The following is a 17,248-nucleotide window of genomic DNA, read 5'->3' on the forward strand; positions in this document are numbered from 1 at the left end:
GATGGTGCCGATGGCAACAGATATCGGCAACCCGACCGTCAACATCCTGATCTTCGCGCTGTTCGTGGTCGCGACGCTGGGGATCGTCCTGCGGGCCTCGCGGAACAACCGGTCCGCGGCCGACTTCTACGCCGGCGGCCGGTCCTTCACCGGCCCGCAGAACGGCATCGCGATCGCGGGCGACTACCTGTCGGCCGCGTCGTTCCTCGGCATCGCCGGGGCGATCGCACTGAACGGGTACGACGGCTTCCTCTACTCCATCGGCTTCCTGGTGGCCTGGCTGGTTGCCCTGCTGCTGGTCGCCGAGCTGCTCCGGAACACCGGCCGGTTCACGATGGCCGACGTCTTGTCGTTCCGGCTGAAGCAGCGTCCGGTCCGGATGGCGGCGGCGATCTCGACCCTCGTCGTCTGCTTCTTCTACCTGCTCGCGCAGATGGCCGGCGCCGGTGGTCTGGTCGCGCTGCTGCTCGGTGTCTCGCACAAGACCGGTCAGAGCATCGTGATCGCCGTGGTCGGCGCGATCATGATCACCTACGTCCTGGTCGGTGGCATGAAGGGCACGACCTGGGTGCAGATCATCAAAGCCGGCCTGCTCGTGATCGGCGCCGGGATCATGACGATCTGGGTGCTCTGGAAGTACCACTTCAATCTGTCCGGTCTGCTCGGTGCGGCCGTCGACAAGAGCCCGGCGGCCGGCGAGAAGCTGCTCAGCCCGGGTCTTCAGTACGGCGCAACGGGGATCAGCAAGCTGGACTTCATCTCGCTGGCGCTCGCGCTGGTGCTCGGCACCGCGGGTCTGCCGCACGTGCTGATGCGCTTCTACACGGTGCCGAACTCCAAGGAAGCCCGGCGCAGTGTCAGCTGGGCGATCTGGATCATCGGCATCTTCTACCTGTTCACCCTGGTGCTCGGGTACGGCGCCGCCGCGATCGTCGGCCCGGACCGGATCAAGGCCGCGCCGGGCAAGGCGAACTCGGCCGCCCCGCTGCTCGCCTTCGACCTCGGCGGTGAACTGCTCCTCGGCATCATCTCCGCGGTCGCCTTCGCCACCATCCTGGCAGTGGTGGCCGGCCTGACGATCACCGCGAGTACGTCGTTCGCCCACGACATCTACGGTCAGATCATCAAGAAGGGCCAGATCAGCGGCGACGGCGAGGTCAAGGTGGCCCGGTACACCGCGGTCGTGATCGGTCTGGTCGCGATCGTCGGCGGGATCTTCGCCAACGGCCAGAACGTCGCCTTCCTGGTCGCCCTCGCGTTCGCGGTGGCAGCCAGTGCGAACCTGCCGACGATCCTGTACTCGCTGTTCTGGCGGCGGTTCAACACCCGCGGCGCACTCTGGAGCATCTACGGCGGTCTGGGCTCGGCGATCATCCTGATCGCGTTCAGCCCGGTCGTCTCCGGCAAGGTGGACGCCAAGACCCACCTGAGCCTGTCGATGATCACCGACACCGGCATCGACTTCCACTGGTTCCCACTGGACAACCCGGGCATCGTCTCGATCCCACTGGCGTTCCTGCTCGGCTTCATCGGCACGATCACCAGCAAGGAGCCGGTCGACGTCGACCGGTTCGCCGAGATGGAGGTCCGCTCCCTCACCGGCGCGGGCGCCGAGAAGGCGGTCGAACACTAACCCACCAGACCTGTCAGGCAGGCCCTGCTGATTTCACGCGAACCTGCCTGGCAGCCCTACCCGAGCGACGGACCCGACCACCCGGCGGGTCCGTCGTTCGACGTTTACGTCAGCTGAGCTTGAGCTTGGGCCAGAGCTTGAAGAACGCCCAGGCCGACGCGGCGCCTCGGTTCTCCTCGGCGGCGTGCAAACGGCCGAAGGTGAAAGCGTTCCCGCCGTCGAGATGGACCTGGACAGCGAGTCCGCGGAGCAGGTCGCGGGCGACCACGCTGTCCTGGTGCTCGCCGAGGATCTCCTGCACCTCTTCCGCATGGCTGGCGAGGTCTGTGGCCTCGGCACCCAACACCGGTACGGCGGACTCCGCCGCGTACCGCAGGCGCTTCGCGGACTTCCGGACCTCGTGGAGCTCGTGGTCCTGCTCCTCGGCCGTCTCCGCCTTCTTGGCCCGGTGCACTGCCTTCCGGATCCGCTTCCAGTCGTGCCCGAGCAGGTCGTGGATCTGCTTCTTCGCCTTGGCGTCGTCGCCGACCACCGGAGGCTTCGCGATCAGCTCGTCGAGTGCATCCAGCAGCCGGAAGTACCGCTCGCTCTCCAGCGCTGCCAGCGAACCCGTCCGGCCCTGCTTGTACACACTGCGCAGGTGGTCGTCGATCCGGCCGGCGACGCGACCCATCACGAGCTCGACGGGCTCGGCCGCTACCAGCTCGGCGAAGTGTTCGCGCTGCACCTCGGCATCGCGCGCGACTCCGAGCTCGCCGGCCAGCCACTTCAGCTCGTCGCGGAGCTGGTCGCCGACCTCGCGGTCCACGACCGGCCGGTACGTCGCCAGCGCGGACCGCAGCCGTCGCGTCGCGACCCGGAACTTGTGGATCGAGTCGGGCAGATCACGCCGTACCTCAGGATCGCGCTCGCGGATCGCCTGCACCTGGGCACTCGCGTACGCACGGAACAGCTCAGAGGTCCGCGGCTTCGACGGCAGCTCCCACTCGTCGCTGTCCGGCACCCGATCGCCGAGCGCCCGGGCCAGCTTGCTCGGACCCGAGGCGGGTCGCGCCCCCGCGATCCGCAGCAGGTCGCCGGCGTCGTCCAGCAGAACGTCGTCGCCACCGACGAGCTCGACCTCCCACTCGCGCCAGCTCTCCGGCTCGCCACCCTCGACCGTCGCAGTCACGTGGTCGTCGGCGACCTCGGCAAGGACATCGCCGTTCGCGTCGAGGAGCTTGTGCACGATGCGCCGTGTGTTCAACCTCACCACCGGCGCCAGGTCGTGATCGCGGACATGGACGCGGACCGTGCGGACCACCGCAATCGGAACGGTGCGCGTCGCCCGGCCGAGCGGGTGATGCACCTCGAGCCGTTCGCCCGACGACACCGGGAACTTGACGTGCCAGCCGTCGTCCTCGCCACCCGTCCGCCGGCGCAAAGTCACCTTGTTCGCGGCCAGATCGAGCCCGGCCGTGTCGTAGTACACGGCTTCGAGATCCAACTCGACAGGTTGCGCAACACTCGCCACCCCGGGCAGCTCGTGCAGCGCCGGGAGCATAGTTCTCTCGTCGACGTCGTACTTGGTCTCGATCTCCAGCTGCTCTGTCGGGGACATGGCTACTGTTTACCAGGCGTTCATGAACTAGTCAGCTGATAGCTCGCAGGTCGGAGACGAGTCGCTGGAGGTCGCGGTCGGGGACTCCGTTGTAGGAGGTGGTCCGGATTTGGCGGCGTTGGTTGTGGCCGAGGCCTTTGCAGATCAGTACGACGAAGGCCAGCAAAGTGATCATGTGCGTCCCACCGCCTTGAAGAAGGTGTAATGAAAGGTGCCGCCGGGCTCGGCGGTCTTGTCGAGCTCGCGGATGCCGGCGGCCCACTCGGCCGGGGTGCGGAGGCCGGCGGCGAGGGCGCGCTCGCGGACCGACTCGACCATCGCGATGAACGTCTTGCGGGTGAAGCCGTCGACCAGGTGCGGGAGCGTCTCGTCGGCGTACACGGTGCACGGGTGGGCGTGGACGTCGTCGTACCCGGCGTTCGCGAGGAGTGGTTGGAGGCGGCGGCCGATCAGCGCGTCGCCACCCGATTCGGCCTGGAGGGTGACAAGACAGTCGATGACTGCCTGCGCGGCCGTACTGCGCGGGTGGAAGAACGCCGACTGGTGATCGCCCTCGATGACCGTGATCGTGCCGCCGGGTTTGAGGTGGTGGCGGAGTCGGGTGAGCGCGGTGTGCGGATCGGGCAGGTGTTCGAGCACGAAGCAGACGAAGATGTGGTCGAACTGCTCGTCGTCGGAGAGGTCGTGGAGGTCGGCGTGCCGCCAGTCGACTCTCGCGTTCGGTGCGGTTGCGGCGACGCGGGCCTTCGCTTGGGTGAGTGACTCCTCGGAGACGTCGATCGAGACGAGGTCGATGCCTGGGCTGCGAGTGACCAGTTGCACGGTCTGGGCGCCGACTCCGCATCCCGCCTCGAGGACGCGGCTGCCGGCCGGGTAGGTCGTGCCCTCGTGGAGCAGGTCGGCCAGCGTCTGGGCCTGGTCGGTCAGCCGGCGGGTCTCCGCCGGGGTGTAGCCGTGCACGTAGTCGGTTCCCATACCTCCAAAGTGCCGTCACAATGGTCCAATGGACAGGTCCAATCCAGGCCAAACTGGTAGGTCCAATGGACCGGTGGGTGCCGACTTCCTCCAACTGAACCCCGCCGAGGCATCACCCGGCGGTCTCGCCGACTGGCTCACCGACCGCCTCCGCGCCGCGATCTCCGACGGCCGCCTCCCGATCGGCAGCCGCCTCCCCGCCACCCGAGTCCTGGCCGCCGAACTAAACCTCTCCCGAGGCGTAATCACCGAGTCCTACCAACGCCTAACCGAAGACGGCCACCTACAACCCAACGGCCGCTCCGGAACCACAGTCGTAGCCGCCCCCCTCACCACCCACCCCGCCGACCAGACGGGCACACCCCGCCCACCCCGCACCACCAGCCAGGCGGCGAGAGCTCACCCCGGCACCACCCCACCAGCAGCAACAGGCTCTGGAGCACAACCGGTCTTTTCTGAAGGCCTTGGCCTTCGGGCGCGGCGAGGCGTGGGGCCGGTGGTTGAGGGTCCTGGGGTGGATGTGTTTGACAGTTTGCGGGTGGCGCCGGCTCGGATCGACCTGACACCAGGGGTGCCTGATCTGGCTGCCTTCCCGCGGGCAGCGTGGTTACGTGCCGAGCGAGCCGTCCTGAAAGACCTGGAGTCCGCGGAGTTCGGGTACGGCGACCCAGCCGGCACCCCCGCAGTCCGACGCGCAGTAGCCAGCTGGTTAGCCCGCAACCGCGGCATCACCGCCCACCCCGACGACCTGATCATCGTCTCCGGCGTATCCCAGGCCATCAGCCTGGTCGCGCAGGCACTCATCCGCCGCGGCACCACCGACATCGCCGTCGAAGACCCCGGCTCACTCGGCGCCCGCCAGCACCTGAACAACCTCGGCCTCACCACGATCCCGATCCCAGTCGACACCAACGGCCTCAGCGTCGACCGACTCCGCGAATCCGGCGCCACCTGCGTCATGGTCACCCCAGCCCACCATTTCCCAACCGGCGTAGTACTAGAAGGAGAACGCCGTCGAGACCTGATCCAGTGGGCAGCCGAAGGCGGCCTGATCCTTGAGGACGACTACGACGCCGAGCACCGCTACGACCGTCCGCCGGTCCCAGCACTCCATGCCATGCTCGCCGACCAGGTCATCTACGCCGGCAGCGTCTCGAAACTCCTCGCCCCATCGCTCCGAATCGGTTGGATGCTCCCGCCCCCGGCGTACCAGCAGGAGTTCGTCGCGCTCAAACGCCTCGCCGACCTCGGCAACGCCGCCCTCCCCCAACTCACCCTCGCCCACCTGATGGAGTCAGGCGAACTCGAACGCCAACTGCGCTTCCTCCGCCGCCGCCACCGAACCCGCCGCGACGCCATGGTCGACGCCATCCACAACTACTTGCCCACAGCAACCATCCACGGCGCGGCCGCAGGTCTCCACCTCACCATCACCTTCGACGACAACACGAGCGACGTCGAACTCTCCGCGGCCGCCCTCCAGAAGGGCGTCAAGACCCACCCGCTCTCCTGGCATTGCCAGCTCCCGTACGCCCCCGGTCTGGTCCTGGGCTACGCCGCCCGCACCCCCACCGAGATCACCGAAGCCATCGCCACCATCGCCGGGTGTGGGCATCGAGTCGTGGATCGGGGTTGGTGACACGCCGCACCATCGCATCCGGATTCACGACTCGACGAACCCGGCCCGAACCCATACGCACGACTCGACACCGACCGGACCGACGTGGTGGGTGGGCCCATGAAATCAGGGGTTCCTGACCCGCATCCAGGGGCCGCAACCCCCTATTTCAGGGGTCTACCCATGAAATAGGCCGAGCTCGGTGACCGTTCTTGCCGAAGCACTGGTCAGGTACGACGAGGACGCGGGATCACCAGCGGAGTCCCGGTCAACGGGTCCGGGATCACCTCACAAGCAAGCCCGAACACCTCTGACACCACCTCTGCGGTGATCACCTCATCGGGCGACCCCACTGCGACCACCTCTCCGTCCTTCAACGCGATCAGGTGGTCGGCATACCGAGCGGCCAGATTCAGATCATGCAGTACGAGCACAACCGTCTTGCCACGCTCACGATTCACATCCTGCACGAGGTCCAGGATCTCCAACTGATGCGCGAGATCGAGGAACGTCGTGGGCTCGTCGAGCAGCATCGTCTCCGCATCCTGAGCCAGCGCGAGCGCGATCCACACCCGCTGCCGCTGCCCACCGGACAGCTCGTCCAGCGGCCGATCGGACAAGTCGGCAACGCCAGTCGACGCGAGCGCCGCGGTCACCACCCGCTCGTCCTCCTCCGACCATTGCCGGAACCACTTCTGATGCGGATGCCGTCCACGCCCCACGAGATCGGACACCGTGATCCCGTCCGGCGCAATCGGCTGCTGCGGCAGCATCCCCAGCTTCCGCGCCAGCCGCGATCCACTCAGCTTCGCCAGATCCACATCGTCCAGATAAACGGTCCCACCGCGAGGCGTGAGCAGCCGAGCCAGCCCGCGCAACAACGTCGACTTGCCGGACGCGTTCGCGCCGACGATCACCGTGATCCGCTCCGCCGGGATGGTCGTCGACAATCGCCGTACGACGGGAGTCCCGTCGTACGCGAGGGTCAGGTCATCGGTGCGTAGGACGGTCATCATCAGCCTCCTCGGCCGACGCGGTTGGCGCGGGCCATCAGGATCAGCAGGTACGGCGCACCGAGGAACGCGGTGACGACGCCGACGGGCAGTGCGGTCGGCGCGAAGATCTCGCGCGCGACCAGGTCCGAACCAACCACCAGCAACGCTCCGATCGCCCCGGCCGCGAGTAGTCCTGCCACCCGCTCGGCAACCAGCCGACGCGCGAGTTGCGGTGCCACCAACGCGACGAAGCCGATCGGCCCCGCCGCAGCAGTGGCGAACGCGGCAAGCACCACCCCGACCGCGATCAATACCCCACGCGAGACCTCGACCCGACCCGCGAGCGTCCGCGCCAAGTCGTCCCCGAGCTCGAGCAGCCGAAGCTGGCGTGCGGCAGCCAAGGCCATCGGCAGCGCCACGACCAGCGTCGCGCCGATCAGGACGACCTGCGCCCATGATCGACCGGCCAAGCTCCCGGCCAGCCACATCGACGCACTCTTCGCGGTGTAGATGTCCGCCAGTGTCAGCAGGTACGCCGTCAACGATCCGATGATCGCGGTCACACCGACTCCGACCAGGACCAGCCGGTACCCGGAGATCCCGTTGCGATAGGCAAGCAGATACACAGCGATTGCCGACAGCAACGACCCGGTCAACGCGCCGGCCGGGATCCACCCGCTGCCGAGGACCGTGATCATCAGCACGGCGGCCAACGCCGCGCCCGCGTTGACTCCGATCAGGTCCGGGCTGACCAGGGGGTTGCGGGCCAGCCGCTGGAAGATCGCGCCCGAAATCGCGAACGCCGTACCGACGCCGATCGCGACCAGGACCCGTGGCAAGCGGTTGTTCACGACCACGTCGTGCGTGATCAACGAACCCTGCCCGGCCAGGGTTTCCAGGACGGAGGAGAGCGGGATCTTGTAGTCGCCGAGAGTCAACGACACCGCGCCGATGATCAAGGTCAGCAGCCACGCGACCACGGAGATCACGACGCTGCCGGAATCCACCCGCGTGGAGATGGGTCCGACTCTGATCGTCTTCACAGGTCGGCGGTCCTTCGGCGGCGCACCAACGCGATGAAGAGCGGCGCTCCGATCAATGCGGTGACGATCCCGACCTGCAGCTCGGCGGGCCGGACGACCAACCGTCCGAGGACGTCGGCGAGCAGCAGTACGGCGGGCGCCAGCACCATCGACCACGGCAGGATCCAGCGGTAGTCCGTGCCGACGATCGTCCGGGCGACATGCGGTACGGCGAGGCCGAGAAATGCGATCGGTCCGGCGACAGCGGTCGCCGTACCGGCCAGAACGACGACGGCAAGGCCGGCGAGCACCCGCACGAGCATGATCCGCGTTCCGAGCGTCCGCGCCAGCTCGTCGCCCAGCGCAAGCTGGTTGAGCGAGCGCCCGAGCACGAGCGCCAGAACGGTGCCCACGGCAATGAACGGAACCGCCTGGCCGACGATTCCCTGATCGGCCAACGTCAGCGACCCGACCACCCAGAACCGGAACTCGTTCAACGTCGACAGATCGAGCAGGGTGACCGCAGACGTCACCGACCCGAGCAACGCCGAGATCGCGGCGCCGGCCAACGCAAGCTTGACCGGTGTCGCCCCACCCCGACCGATCGCGCCGACGAGGTAGACGACCACTGTCGCCACCAACGCCCCGCCCATCGCGAACCAGACGTACCCGGTCAGGCTGGTCACCCCGAACAGCCCGATCGCGGCCACCACGGCCAGCGCAGCGCCCGCGTTCACGCCGAGGATCCCCGGGTCGGCCAGCGGGTTCCGGGTCACGCCCTGCATCAGCCCACCCGACAGCCCGAGGGCAACGCCGACCAGCAGGCCGGACAGGGTCCGCGGCAGCCGTAGGTACCTGATCACCCGATCGGAATCACTGCCGCTGAAGTCCGCCATCGCCAGGTACACGTCGTGCGGCGCGAACAACTGATTGCCGACAATCAGCGACAAGAGCACCGCAAGTCCCAGCACGACACAGCAGACCAGCAGCCCGGCCGCACGTTTCACTTGACCAGGTCGGGGTGGATGAGCTGCGCGATGTTCTCGGTGCTGTAGGCGCCGCGAACGCCGGCCGAGTGATTGGCGAACAGCCACGGAATCACGCGATGATTGCGGACCGCCTTCAGGTTCGCGTACGCCGGGTTCGCCAGCAGCTTGTCCACATCCGCCTGCGACGAGGCCGGCGTGAGCCCGGCATCACAGCAACCGCTGATCAGCACGTAGTCGGGGTCGCGCTTGATGAACTCCTCGACGCTGATCTTCACGTTCCGCTTGGACGTGAGGTCGGCGAACGCGTTCGTCCCACCCGCCTGCCGGATCAGGACGGTACCGAAGTCGGGACCACCGGACACTGTCATCCCGCCGCCCTCCAGCCCGGGCCGCAGAATCGCGACCGTCGGCCGATCGGCACCCTTCACCTTCTCCGCCACGGCAGCGATCCGCCGCTGCTGGTCGGCGATCACGGCTTCCGCCTTGTCCTCGACGTCGAAGATCCGGCCGAGATCACGCAGATCGGCGTACACGTTGTCCATCGAGACCGTCGCGGGGTCGATCGCCTCGTCGCCCTTGCCATCCGCGGTCGGGCAGAGCGGACTGAAGATCCACGTCCGCACCCCGAGCTCGCTCAGGCTCTTGCGACTGCCGAAGCTCGAATCGCTGCCGGCGGAACTGAAGACGTCGTTGAACCCGGACAACACGAAGTCCGGATCCAGGCTGAGCAACTGCTCGCGGCTCGGCAGGTTCTTGTAGTACTTCGCCTCGGCCTGGGCCGCCGTGTACTCCGGCAGGACCTTGGCATCCAGGTACGCCGTCCCCACGAGCCGATCCGAGATCCCGAGCGCATGCGCCAGCTCGATGGCTGGCTGGTACGCCGCGAACACCCGCTTCGGTGGACCGTCGACGGTGACGTCGATCCCGCAGTTCTTCACGGTGATCGCGCCGGGACCGTTCTCCGCGGTCGCGGCCGGACCACAGGCCGACAGCAAGGACAGGGACAGGACAACAGCGACAACGCGCACAACGGCCATGACGGACCGCTCCTCCAGCACCTCGTGGACGGGTCTGACGCGCCGTGGCCGGTCTCCTGGCTGACGGGTACAGCATCCACCGGTCTGACCTTCCCAGCCGCACGCGGCCAGTGGTCTCCTCAACGGAACGACAGGCGGAAATCCCGATCACAGTGGCGAGGGCCGCTCCGGTATCTCACCGGCTTCCCGAGCACCACGACGCCGCCACAGTAACATCCGCGATTCGATCGCAGGTACGGCTGCTCAGCGGGTGTAGAGCGGAGCCATCGCGAGCGCGAACGACGTCATCAGGTCCACATCGACCGCGCGGGCCGGGAGCGGGACCAGCTCGATCAGCTTGTCGTCGCCGACCCGGATCGTGGTGCGGCCGGTGGCGATGTCGACGTACCCCTCGTCACCCAGCGGGATCGGCTGGGAGGTCTTGGCGGCGCGGATCGGCGCCATCAGCGCTTCCGCCTTCCGGGTACGTCGTACCGAGGTCGACAGCACGCTGTCCGCGGTGACCCACCCGCAGACCAGGTCACCGGGCCGGCTCTCGCCGTCACGGCGAGCTGTCGCCGGAGCGCCCATCACCTTCTCGGCGAGGGACGACCCACGCTCGCAATCCGACTGCAGGATGTCCGGCCGCGGGTCGGGCAAGCCGGGCGCCTGCTTGGCGACGTCCTGACCCAGTACGACGTACTTCGCCAGCGTCGCCTGCGGTCCGATGACCCGGTACAAGCGCCCTTGCAGCAGGAACACCACGAACGTGCTCGTCCCGTATCCGGCCTCGCCCACGAGCGCAGGCTTGGCCGGCTCAGCCTTCGTGGCCGTGTAGGCCTTCAGGGTTGAGGTGAGTGTCGATTTGGTTGCCGGGAGCACCGAAGTCTCGACCTTGAGGACCGGGCCACCGGCCTTGGTGCTGAGCGCGAGCTGACAGACGTCGTACGTCGGCAACCCGAAGTCGGCCGGAAGCTGCGCGGGCTCGATCTGCACCGTCGCAACGGCGAGCGTCGACTGCACGAGCGTCGGGTCCATCCGCACACACAACGTGTCGGCGACCTTCGACCCGCTGGGGGTCTCCGAGGGCGTGGCCGACGGCGTTGGCGTGGGGATGTCCGACGGTGTCTGCGAGCTCACCGAGACGAGCGGCGGCACGTTGGGAGCGTTCTCCTGACCGGGGCCGCTGCATCCCGCCAGCACCGCGGCAACCCCGATGAGCCCTACTACCGAACGCATGCGCATGGTCACCCACACTACTCAAAGCTTTCGAGGAACTCCTTGCTCTTCGCGATCGCGAACCCCCAGCCCTGGCTCACCGTCACCTGCGGCGGCACCGACACCTCGTCGGGATTCGTCAGTACGTCGAGGAGCACGGGCCCGGGCGTCGCGAACGCCTGCTGCACCGCTGCTTCCACCTCGTCCGGCTTCTCCACCCGGATCCCGGTCAGCCCGATCGCCGTCGCGACCGCGGCGAAGTCCGGATTCGCGAGCTTGGTCCCGTACTCCGGCAGCCCGACCTGCTCCATCTCGAGCTTCACCATCCCGAGCCGCCCGTTGTCGAAGACCACGAGCTTCACCGGCAGCTGATAGGACACCGCGGTGATCAGGTCGCCGAGCAGCATCGACAGTCCGCCGTCACCACAGAACGCGACGACCTGGCGATCCCGATCCGCCGCGGCGAGCCCGAGCGCCTGCGGCATCGCGTTCGCCATCGAACCGAGGTTGTACGACCCGACCAGGCGCCGCGACCCGCGCATCCGGACGAACCGTGACAACCACACCGTCGACATCCCGGTATCGGTCGTGAACACCGCGTCGTCGGCCGCATGCCGATCGACCACGGCGGCGAGGAGCTCGGGCCGGATCCGACCGTCCGGGTTGTCCACCTTGCGCCGCAGCAGCCCCTTCGCCTTGTGGTCGAAGCCCGGATCGGTGAATTGCTGCTGCCGCTTCCGCCAGGATTCGTACGTCGACCGGGCCTTGTCCAGGTGCCCGGTGTCGGTCTTTGCCTCGAGCAACGGAAGCAACTGCGCGAGCGTCGGTTTCGCATGCCCGACCAGCGCGTGCGCCGCGCTGATCCGCCGCCCGATGTGCGCCCCGCGCAGATCGAGCTGCACGACGGTCTTCCCGGCCGGCAGGAATTCGCGGTACGGGAAGTCCGTCCCGACCAGGAACAACACGTCGCACCCGTCGAACGCGACCTTGCTGGCATGGTTGCCGATCAGCCCCGACTGCCCGACCTCCTGCGGCAACTGCTCCTCGAACCCTTCTTTCGCCTTCAGCGTCAACACCGTCGGTGCAGCCAACGTCGCAGCCAGCTCCTGCACCTCGGACAGCGCCTCCCGAGCGCCCATTCCGACCAGGAGCGTCACATTCTTGGCGGCGTTCAGCACCGCAGCGACCGCAGCCAACTCGTCCGGTGCCGGAACGGTCTGCGACGCCGGCTCGACGAACCGCGGCACCGCCGTACCGTGCGGCAACTCCAGACCACCCACGTCACCAGGGAACGACAGCACCGCGACCCCGCGCTCGGTCAGGCTTGCGTTGACCGCCTGCTCGATCAGTCCGGGTGCCTGCTCGGCCGTCATCACGGTCGCGGAGAAGACGGCCACGTCGGCGAACAGCGCGTCGTTGTCGACCTCCTGGAAGAAGTCGCTGCCGATCTCCTCGCGCGGCACCTGGCCGCAGATCGCGAGCACCGGCACCCGCGACTTGGCCGCGTCGTACAACCCGTTCAGCAAATGGATCGCGCCCGGCCCGACGGTCCCCATGCAGACGCCCAGCTTGCCGGTCAGCGCGGCCTGCGCGCCGGCCGCGAACGCCCCGGCCTCTTCGTGCCGCACCCCGATCCACTCGATCCGATCCTCCCGCCGGATCGCGTCGGTGACCGGGTTCAGGGCGTCACCGACGACACCCCAGACAGAGCTGACGCCGTGGTCCGCCAGCGACTCGACGAGCAGTTCAGCAATCGTGGTCATCCATGACTCCTCAGGGCTTGAACACATCAGGATCCGCGTGCGCCCAGTCGCGGGCCCACTCGGCCGGGAGGTCGTGCGGACTGCCCAGCAACTGGCCGGGTGTCAGGTGGTCGAAGAGCTCGGCATAGCTGGCGGTCCGGGTGTGGTCGATCCGGCGCAGCAGCATCCGCGGTTCGAGTTGGTCGGGTCCGTCCAGACCCATCGAGGCGATCACCTGCATCGCCTGCTTGATCGTCTCGTGCTGGTAGCTGGCGACCCGCGCGGTCTTGTCGGTCACGTCGAGCGCGCGCATCCGGCGCGGGTCCTGGGTGGCGACCCCGACCGGGCAGGTGTTCGTGTGGCAGGTCTGCGCCTGGATGCAACCGGTCGCCATCATCATCGCCCGGGCCGCATTGGTGTAGTCCGCGCCCTGCAGGATCCGCTTCACGATGTCGACCCCGGTGGCCACCTTGCCCGAGGCACCGACCTTGACGCGGTCCCGCAGCCCGACGCCGACCAGCGCGTTGTGCACGGTGAGCAGTCCTTCGGTCAACGGCGTACCGACGTGGTCCTCGTACTCCTGCGGCGCCGCGCCGGTCCCACCCTCGCCGCCGTCCACGACAATGAAATCCGGTGTGATGCCCTCGGCAACCATCGCCTTGCAGATCGCGAGAACGTCGGTCCGCGAACCGACGCAGAGCTTGAAACCGGCCGGCTTACCGCCCGCCAGCTCGCGCATCCGGGCGATGAACAGCACCAGTTCCCGCGGCGTCGCGAAGACCTTGTGGTACGGCGGGGACACGCACTTCTCTCCCCGCGGAACACCCCGCGCGGCCGCGATCTCGGCGCTGACCTTCGCCCCCGGAAGGACTCCGCCGATCCCCGGTTTCGCACCCTGGCTGAGCTTGAGCGACACCAGCTTGACCTGGTCGTCGGCGGCCTTGTCGCGGAACTGGTCCGGGTCGAAGTCGCCGTCCTCGGTCCGCGTCCCGAAGTACCCGCTGCCGATCTCCCAGACCAGGTCGCCGCCTTGCCGGTGATACTTGCTGATTCCGCCCTCGCCCGTGTCGTGGGCGAAACCGCCCTTGCGCGCACCCCGGTTCAGCGCCTCGATCGCGTTCGCGCTGAGCGCGCCGAAGCTCATCGCGGAGACGTTCAGCAACGCCATGTCGTACGGCGCGGTGCAGTCCGGCCCACCGATTCGGACCCGTGGGATCTCTGCCGAGACCGGGCGCGGCGCGGTCGAGTGCACCAGGTACTCGTACCCGACCGCGTTGACGTCCCGCTCGGTCCCGAACGGCTGCTCCTCGTTCTCGCCCTTGGCCCTGGCATAGATAGTCGAGCGGGTGTCCCGGTCGTACGGACGACCGTCGTAGTTCCGCTCGATGAAGTACTGCTGCAGCTCCGGCCGGATGTCCTCGAGCAGGAACCGCATGTGTCCGATCACCGGGTAGTTCCGCAGGATCGAGTGCTTCTTCTGGATCAGGTCGTACAGCCCGAGGACCAGCACCGCGATCACGACCGCCAGCAGCACCCACCAGCCCGCCCCGCCGATCACCGCCGCCAGCAGAGTCAACGCACCCAACACGCCGAGCGTCGCCAGGACATAGAAGCGAACCACCGCACCTCCTCGGATCAGGACCCACCCCGAGTACCCGGCAAGGCCTGGATCCGAAACTACCCGCTCGTCTCGGCAGTGGTGCGGAGATCCCTTTCCCGGACCGCGTGTTCGTCGGTGCGAGCGTCGTACCGCCAGAACTCGCGCAGCCACGCCGCGGTCCCGACCACGCCGATGACACAGAGCGCGCCACCGCTGACGATGGCGAACCGGACGCTGGTGAGGTCTGCCACGATGCCGGACCGCGCTTGTCCGCCCAGCGGACCGAGGGAGTAGCCGAGCATCTCGATGCCCGCGAGCCGGCCGCGCATCTCGTCCGGGATCGTCTGGTTCCAGATCACCGACCGGAACAGCACCGACACCATGTCCGCTCCACCCGCCACCGCGAAACACCCGATCGCGACCCAGATATTCGGCGCCAGTCCGGCGATTCCTACCGCCGCACCCCAGCCGATCGTCGCGAGGACGACGGCTCGGCCCTGGTGGTGCACGTGTTTGGCCCAACCGCTGGTGAGGCTGGCGCACATCGCGCCGATCGCCTCGGCGCTGTAGAGGAGACCGAGCAGTTTCGGCTCCTTCAGAATGTCGGTCGCGAACGCCGGGAACAGCACGATCGGCATCGCGAGGAACATCCCGACCATGTCGACCAGATAGGTCGCGAGCAGGTCCTTGCGCCGGAACGCGTAGACGATTCCGCCGCCGATCGCGCGCAAACTCGGTGGCGTGCTGCGGTCATTGGTTTTGTACGGGCGTAGTCCGGCGTACAACCCGGTGGCCAGCACGATCCCCGCGAGCTCGACCCCGAACGCGTACGAGACCCCGACCGATCCGACCAGGACACCACCAAGGGCCGGGCCGGCGAGCTGGCCGATCTGCGACGTCAGCGAGCTGAGCGCGACCGCGGCGGGGATCTCCTGGTGTGTCACCACCCTCGGCAACAGGGCCTCGCGGCTCGGGCGTTGCAGTGACGTGGCGATCGCGTTCAGTGCGCCGCAGAGGTAGATGACCCAGACCTGCGGGTGCGCGATCAGGGTGTTGCTGAGCATGACGGCGGAGATGACAACCTGCGCAATTCCCGATCCCACCAGCATTTTTCGCCGGTCCACGTGATCGGCGAGGGCGCCGCCGTACAGGCCGAACACGACCAGTGGCGCGATCGTCACCAGCCCCATCGCGCCGACGGCGAAGTTGGATCCGGTGAGCTTGTACAGCTGGTACGGCAGAGCGACGTACCCGACCATGCCGCCGAGGTAGAAGATCGAGCCGGAGATCAGCAGGATGCGGAAGTCCCGTGAGCTGCGCCACGGGGTCAGATCGACGCGGAGCCGGGCCAGCCGCGCGCGCACACTTGCTGCCACCGAGACATAGTGTCAGGCCCAAGCGTCTCCGACGAACCTGTTTTCGGGCGTGGACCCTTCCATCTGGATCGAAAGGCCCCGGGAGCGAGCCTCCGGCGCCCTACGGTGGAACCGATTGGTTGCCCAAGGCGTCAATCTTTCCGGCCGGGCACACCGCCCGGCCTCCTCGACAACGGAGAAGAACCGGATGATCTCGATCAAGTCGGCGCGCACCAAGGCGCTCGCCACCCTCGTCGCTGGCGTGGCGGCCGGTGCCACCCTGCTTGTTCCTTCGGCCGCGCAGGCGACCGGTACCGTCAGCACGGCAGCGACCGCTGCCACGGCCCAGACCAAGGCTGTCGCGGTCTCCGACCTGCTTCTTCCGGGCCAGTACCTCAAGGCCGGGCAGTACCGCCGTTCCAAGAACGGTCTGTACACGCTGATCATGCAGACCGACGGCAACGCGGTCCTCTACAAGGGCAAGACGGCGCTGTGGGCCAGCGTGACGGCTCGCAAGGCGTCGTCGCTGGTCATGCAGAAGGACGGCAACCTCGTCATCATCTCCGGCCGGACACCGGTCTGGGCGAGCAACACCGGCGGCAGCACCGGCGCGTTCCTGGCCGTGCAGAACGACTCGAACCTGGTCATCTACAACGTCCGTAAGAAGGCCGTCTGGACCCGGACCATGGTCATCGGCACGCTGGGCGCCGGCCGCCTGCTCAAGCCGGGCGAGCTGCTGATCTCGCCGAACCGGATCTACTGGCTGGCCATGCAGACCGACGGCAACGCGGTCATCATCAAGAACGGCAAGACCCCGCTGTGGAGCACCAAGACCATCAGCAAGGGCGCGTTCCTGGCCATGCAGTCCGATGGCAACCTGGTCGTCTACAGCGCGGCCAAGAAGGCCCTGTGGGCGACCAACGTGAACCGCAAGGGCTCGGTCCTGCAGATGCAGAACGACGGCAACCTGGTCGTCGTCTACGGCCGGACGCCGGTCTGGGCGAGCGGTACCGGCGGTCGCTGACCCGCCGCCCCACTTGCTGGGCCGCGACACTCCCGGGCGGGGGGCTGTCGCGGCCCAGTTTGCCTTTTCAGGCACGTTTCAGGCACAGCTGCTGTCAGGCGAGGGGCAGGTACGGGCTGAGGTCGGTGCGTTCGCCGCTGGCGCGGAGTTTGCCCGTGGCGCGGGCATCAGGCCAGCTGATCCGGCCCAGCGCGAGGTCGATCCAGAGCTCAGGCGGGAGCTCGACGACGGCTCCCGGCGTACCCCGGGTGTGTCGCGGGCCTTCGATGGCCTGCACCGCGCCGTACGGCGGCACCCGCACCTCGACCGCGTGCCCGGGAGCCTTCGCGACCAGGAGGTTCAGCAGCTGCTTGGTGAGCAGCTTGAGGTCGGCGCGTTCCGCCGTACCGTCGTCGTACCGGCGTAGTGCCTGGTCCAGTGCCTCGGCGCGCGCGGGGTCGTGCGTGTCCACGACGTGCCAG

15 protein-coding genes and 1 riboswitch are annotated in these 17,248 nt (G+C 67.8%); of the genes, 3 read left to right on the forward strand and 12 right to left on the reverse strand.

The features are described from left to right. Position 1: 1 nt before the first annotated feature. Entirely contained in the window at positions 2-1,633 is a 1,632-nt protein-coding gene (locus ACWF4Z_RS15540; RefSeq protein WP_452243870.1) for a solute symporter family protein, read from the forward strand. A 109-nt stretch (positions 1,634-1,742) separates the two neighbouring features. Here the strand turns inward: ACWF4Z_RS15540 and ACWF4Z_RS15545 are convergent, their stop codons facing one another. From ACWF4Z_RS15545 to ACWF4Z_RS15555, 3 genes are read right to left on the reverse strand one after another with little or no spacing between them, the layout of a single operon-like run. Then, positions 1,743-3,233 (reverse strand): CYTH and CHAD domain-containing protein, encoded by a 1,491-nt coding sequence (locus tag ACWF4Z_RS15545; RefSeq protein WP_452243699.1) that lies wholly within the window; start codon positions 3,231-3,233, stop codon positions 1,743-1,745. Between the two features lie 31 nt (positions 3,234-3,264). Beyond that, complete coding sequence (locus ACWF4Z_RS15550; RefSeq protein WP_452243700.1) at positions 3,265-3,408, reverse strand: hypothetical protein; 144 nt, start codon at positions 3,406-3,408, stop codon at positions 3,265-3,267. Beyond that, complete coding sequence (locus ACWF4Z_RS15555; RefSeq protein ID WP_452243701.1) at positions 3,405-4,208, reverse strand: methyltransferase; 804 nt, start codon at positions 4,206-4,208, stop codon at positions 3,405-3,407. The genes ACWF4Z_RS15550 and ACWF4Z_RS15555 overlap by 4 nt, the downstream gene beginning before the upstream one ends. Before the next feature lie 73 nt (positions 4,209-4,281). Here ACWF4Z_RS15555 and pdxR point away from each other — a divergent pair, with 73 nt between their 5' ends. After that, the gene (gene pdxR / locus ACWF4Z_RS15560; protein WP_452243702.1) at positions 4,282-5,847 is read left to right on the forward strand and encodes a MocR-like pyridoxine biosynthesis transcription factor PdxR; all 1,566 of its coding nucleotides are present in this window, start codon (positions 4,282-4,284) and stop codon (positions 5,845-5,847) included. Between the two features lie 206 nt (positions 5,848-6,053). On the opposite strand, the gene ACWF4Z_RS15565 is transcribed toward pdxR, so the two are convergent. The 8 genes from ACWF4Z_RS15565 to ACWF4Z_RS15600 all read right to left on the reverse strand — a co-directional run bounded on the left by ACWF4Z_RS15565 (position 6,054) and on the right by ACWF4Z_RS15600 (position 15,784). Then, complete coding sequence (locus ACWF4Z_RS15565; protein WP_452243703.1) at positions 6,054-6,839, reverse strand: ABC transporter ATP-binding protein; 786 nt, start codon at positions 6,837-6,839, stop codon at positions 6,054-6,056. Positions 6,840-6,841: 2 nt separating this feature from the next. Further along, the gene (locus tag ACWF4Z_RS15570; protein ID WP_452243704.1) at positions 6,842-7,864 is read right to left on the reverse strand and encodes a FecCD family ABC transporter permease; all 1,023 of its coding nucleotides are present in this window, start codon (positions 7,862-7,864) and stop codon (positions 6,842-6,844) included. Then, complete coding sequence (locus tag ACWF4Z_RS15575) at positions 7,861-8,850, reverse strand: FecCD family ABC transporter permease (protein WP_452243705.1); 990 nt, start codon at positions 8,848-8,850, stop codon at positions 7,861-7,863. The genes ACWF4Z_RS15570 and ACWF4Z_RS15575 overlap by 4 nt, the downstream gene beginning before the upstream one ends. Next, positions 8,847-9,869, reverse strand: coding sequence for an ABC transporter substrate-binding protein (locus ACWF4Z_RS15580; RefSeq protein ID WP_452243706.1), 1,023 nt, complete (start codon positions 9,867-9,869; stop codon positions 8,847-8,849). Before ACWF4Z_RS15580 ends, ACWF4Z_RS15575 begins: the two co-directional genes overlap by 4 nt. Before the next feature lie 29 nt (positions 9,870-9,898). Beyond that, positions 9,899-10,082: riboswitch (cobalamin riboswitch) on the reverse strand. Between the two features lie 30 nt (positions 10,083-10,112). Continuing rightward, on the reverse strand, positions 10,113-11,093 hold the full coding sequence (locus ACWF4Z_RS15585; RefSeq protein WP_452243707.1) for a hypothetical protein: 981 nt from the start codon (positions 11,091-11,093) through the stop codon (positions 10,113-10,115). 11 nt (positions 11,094-11,104) lie between these two features. Further along, the gene (locus ACWF4Z_RS15590; RefSeq protein ID WP_452243708.1) at positions 11,105-12,829 is read right to left on the reverse strand and encodes a thiamine pyrophosphate-dependent enzyme; all 1,725 of its coding nucleotides are present in this window, start codon (positions 12,827-12,829) and stop codon (positions 11,105-11,107) included. Positions 12,830-12,839: 10 nt separating this feature from the next. Then, complete coding sequence (locus ACWF4Z_RS15595; RefSeq protein ID WP_452243709.1) at positions 12,840-14,429, reverse strand: FMN-binding glutamate synthase family protein; 1,590 nt, start codon at positions 14,427-14,429, stop codon at positions 12,840-12,842. A gap of 56 nt (positions 14,430-14,485) precedes the next feature. Continuing rightward, complete coding sequence (locus ACWF4Z_RS15600; protein WP_452243710.1) at positions 14,486-15,784, reverse strand: MFS transporter; 1,299 nt, start codon at positions 15,782-15,784, stop codon at positions 14,486-14,488. A 187-nt stretch (positions 15,785-15,971) separates the two neighbouring features. On the opposite strand from ACWF4Z_RS15600, the gene ACWF4Z_RS15605 reads away from it, so the two are divergent. After that, positions 15,972-16,787: a hypothetical protein gene (locus ACWF4Z_RS15605; RefSeq protein WP_452243711.1), complete on the forward strand. Its 816-nt coding sequence runs from the start codon at positions 15,972-15,974 to the stop codon at positions 16,785-16,787. Between the two features lie 94 nt (positions 16,788-16,881). Here the strand turns inward: ACWF4Z_RS15605 and ACWF4Z_RS15610 are convergent, their stop codons facing one another. Then, positions 16,882-17,238: a sterol carrier family protein gene (locus tag ACWF4Z_RS15610; protein ID WP_452243712.1), complete on the reverse strand. Its 357-nt coding sequence runs from the start codon at positions 17,236-17,238 to the stop codon at positions 16,882-16,884. Between the last annotated feature and the right edge of the window lie 10 nt (positions 17,239-17,248).

The sequence above is a fragment of the Kribbella sp. NPDC055071 genome (assembly GCF_053608045.1).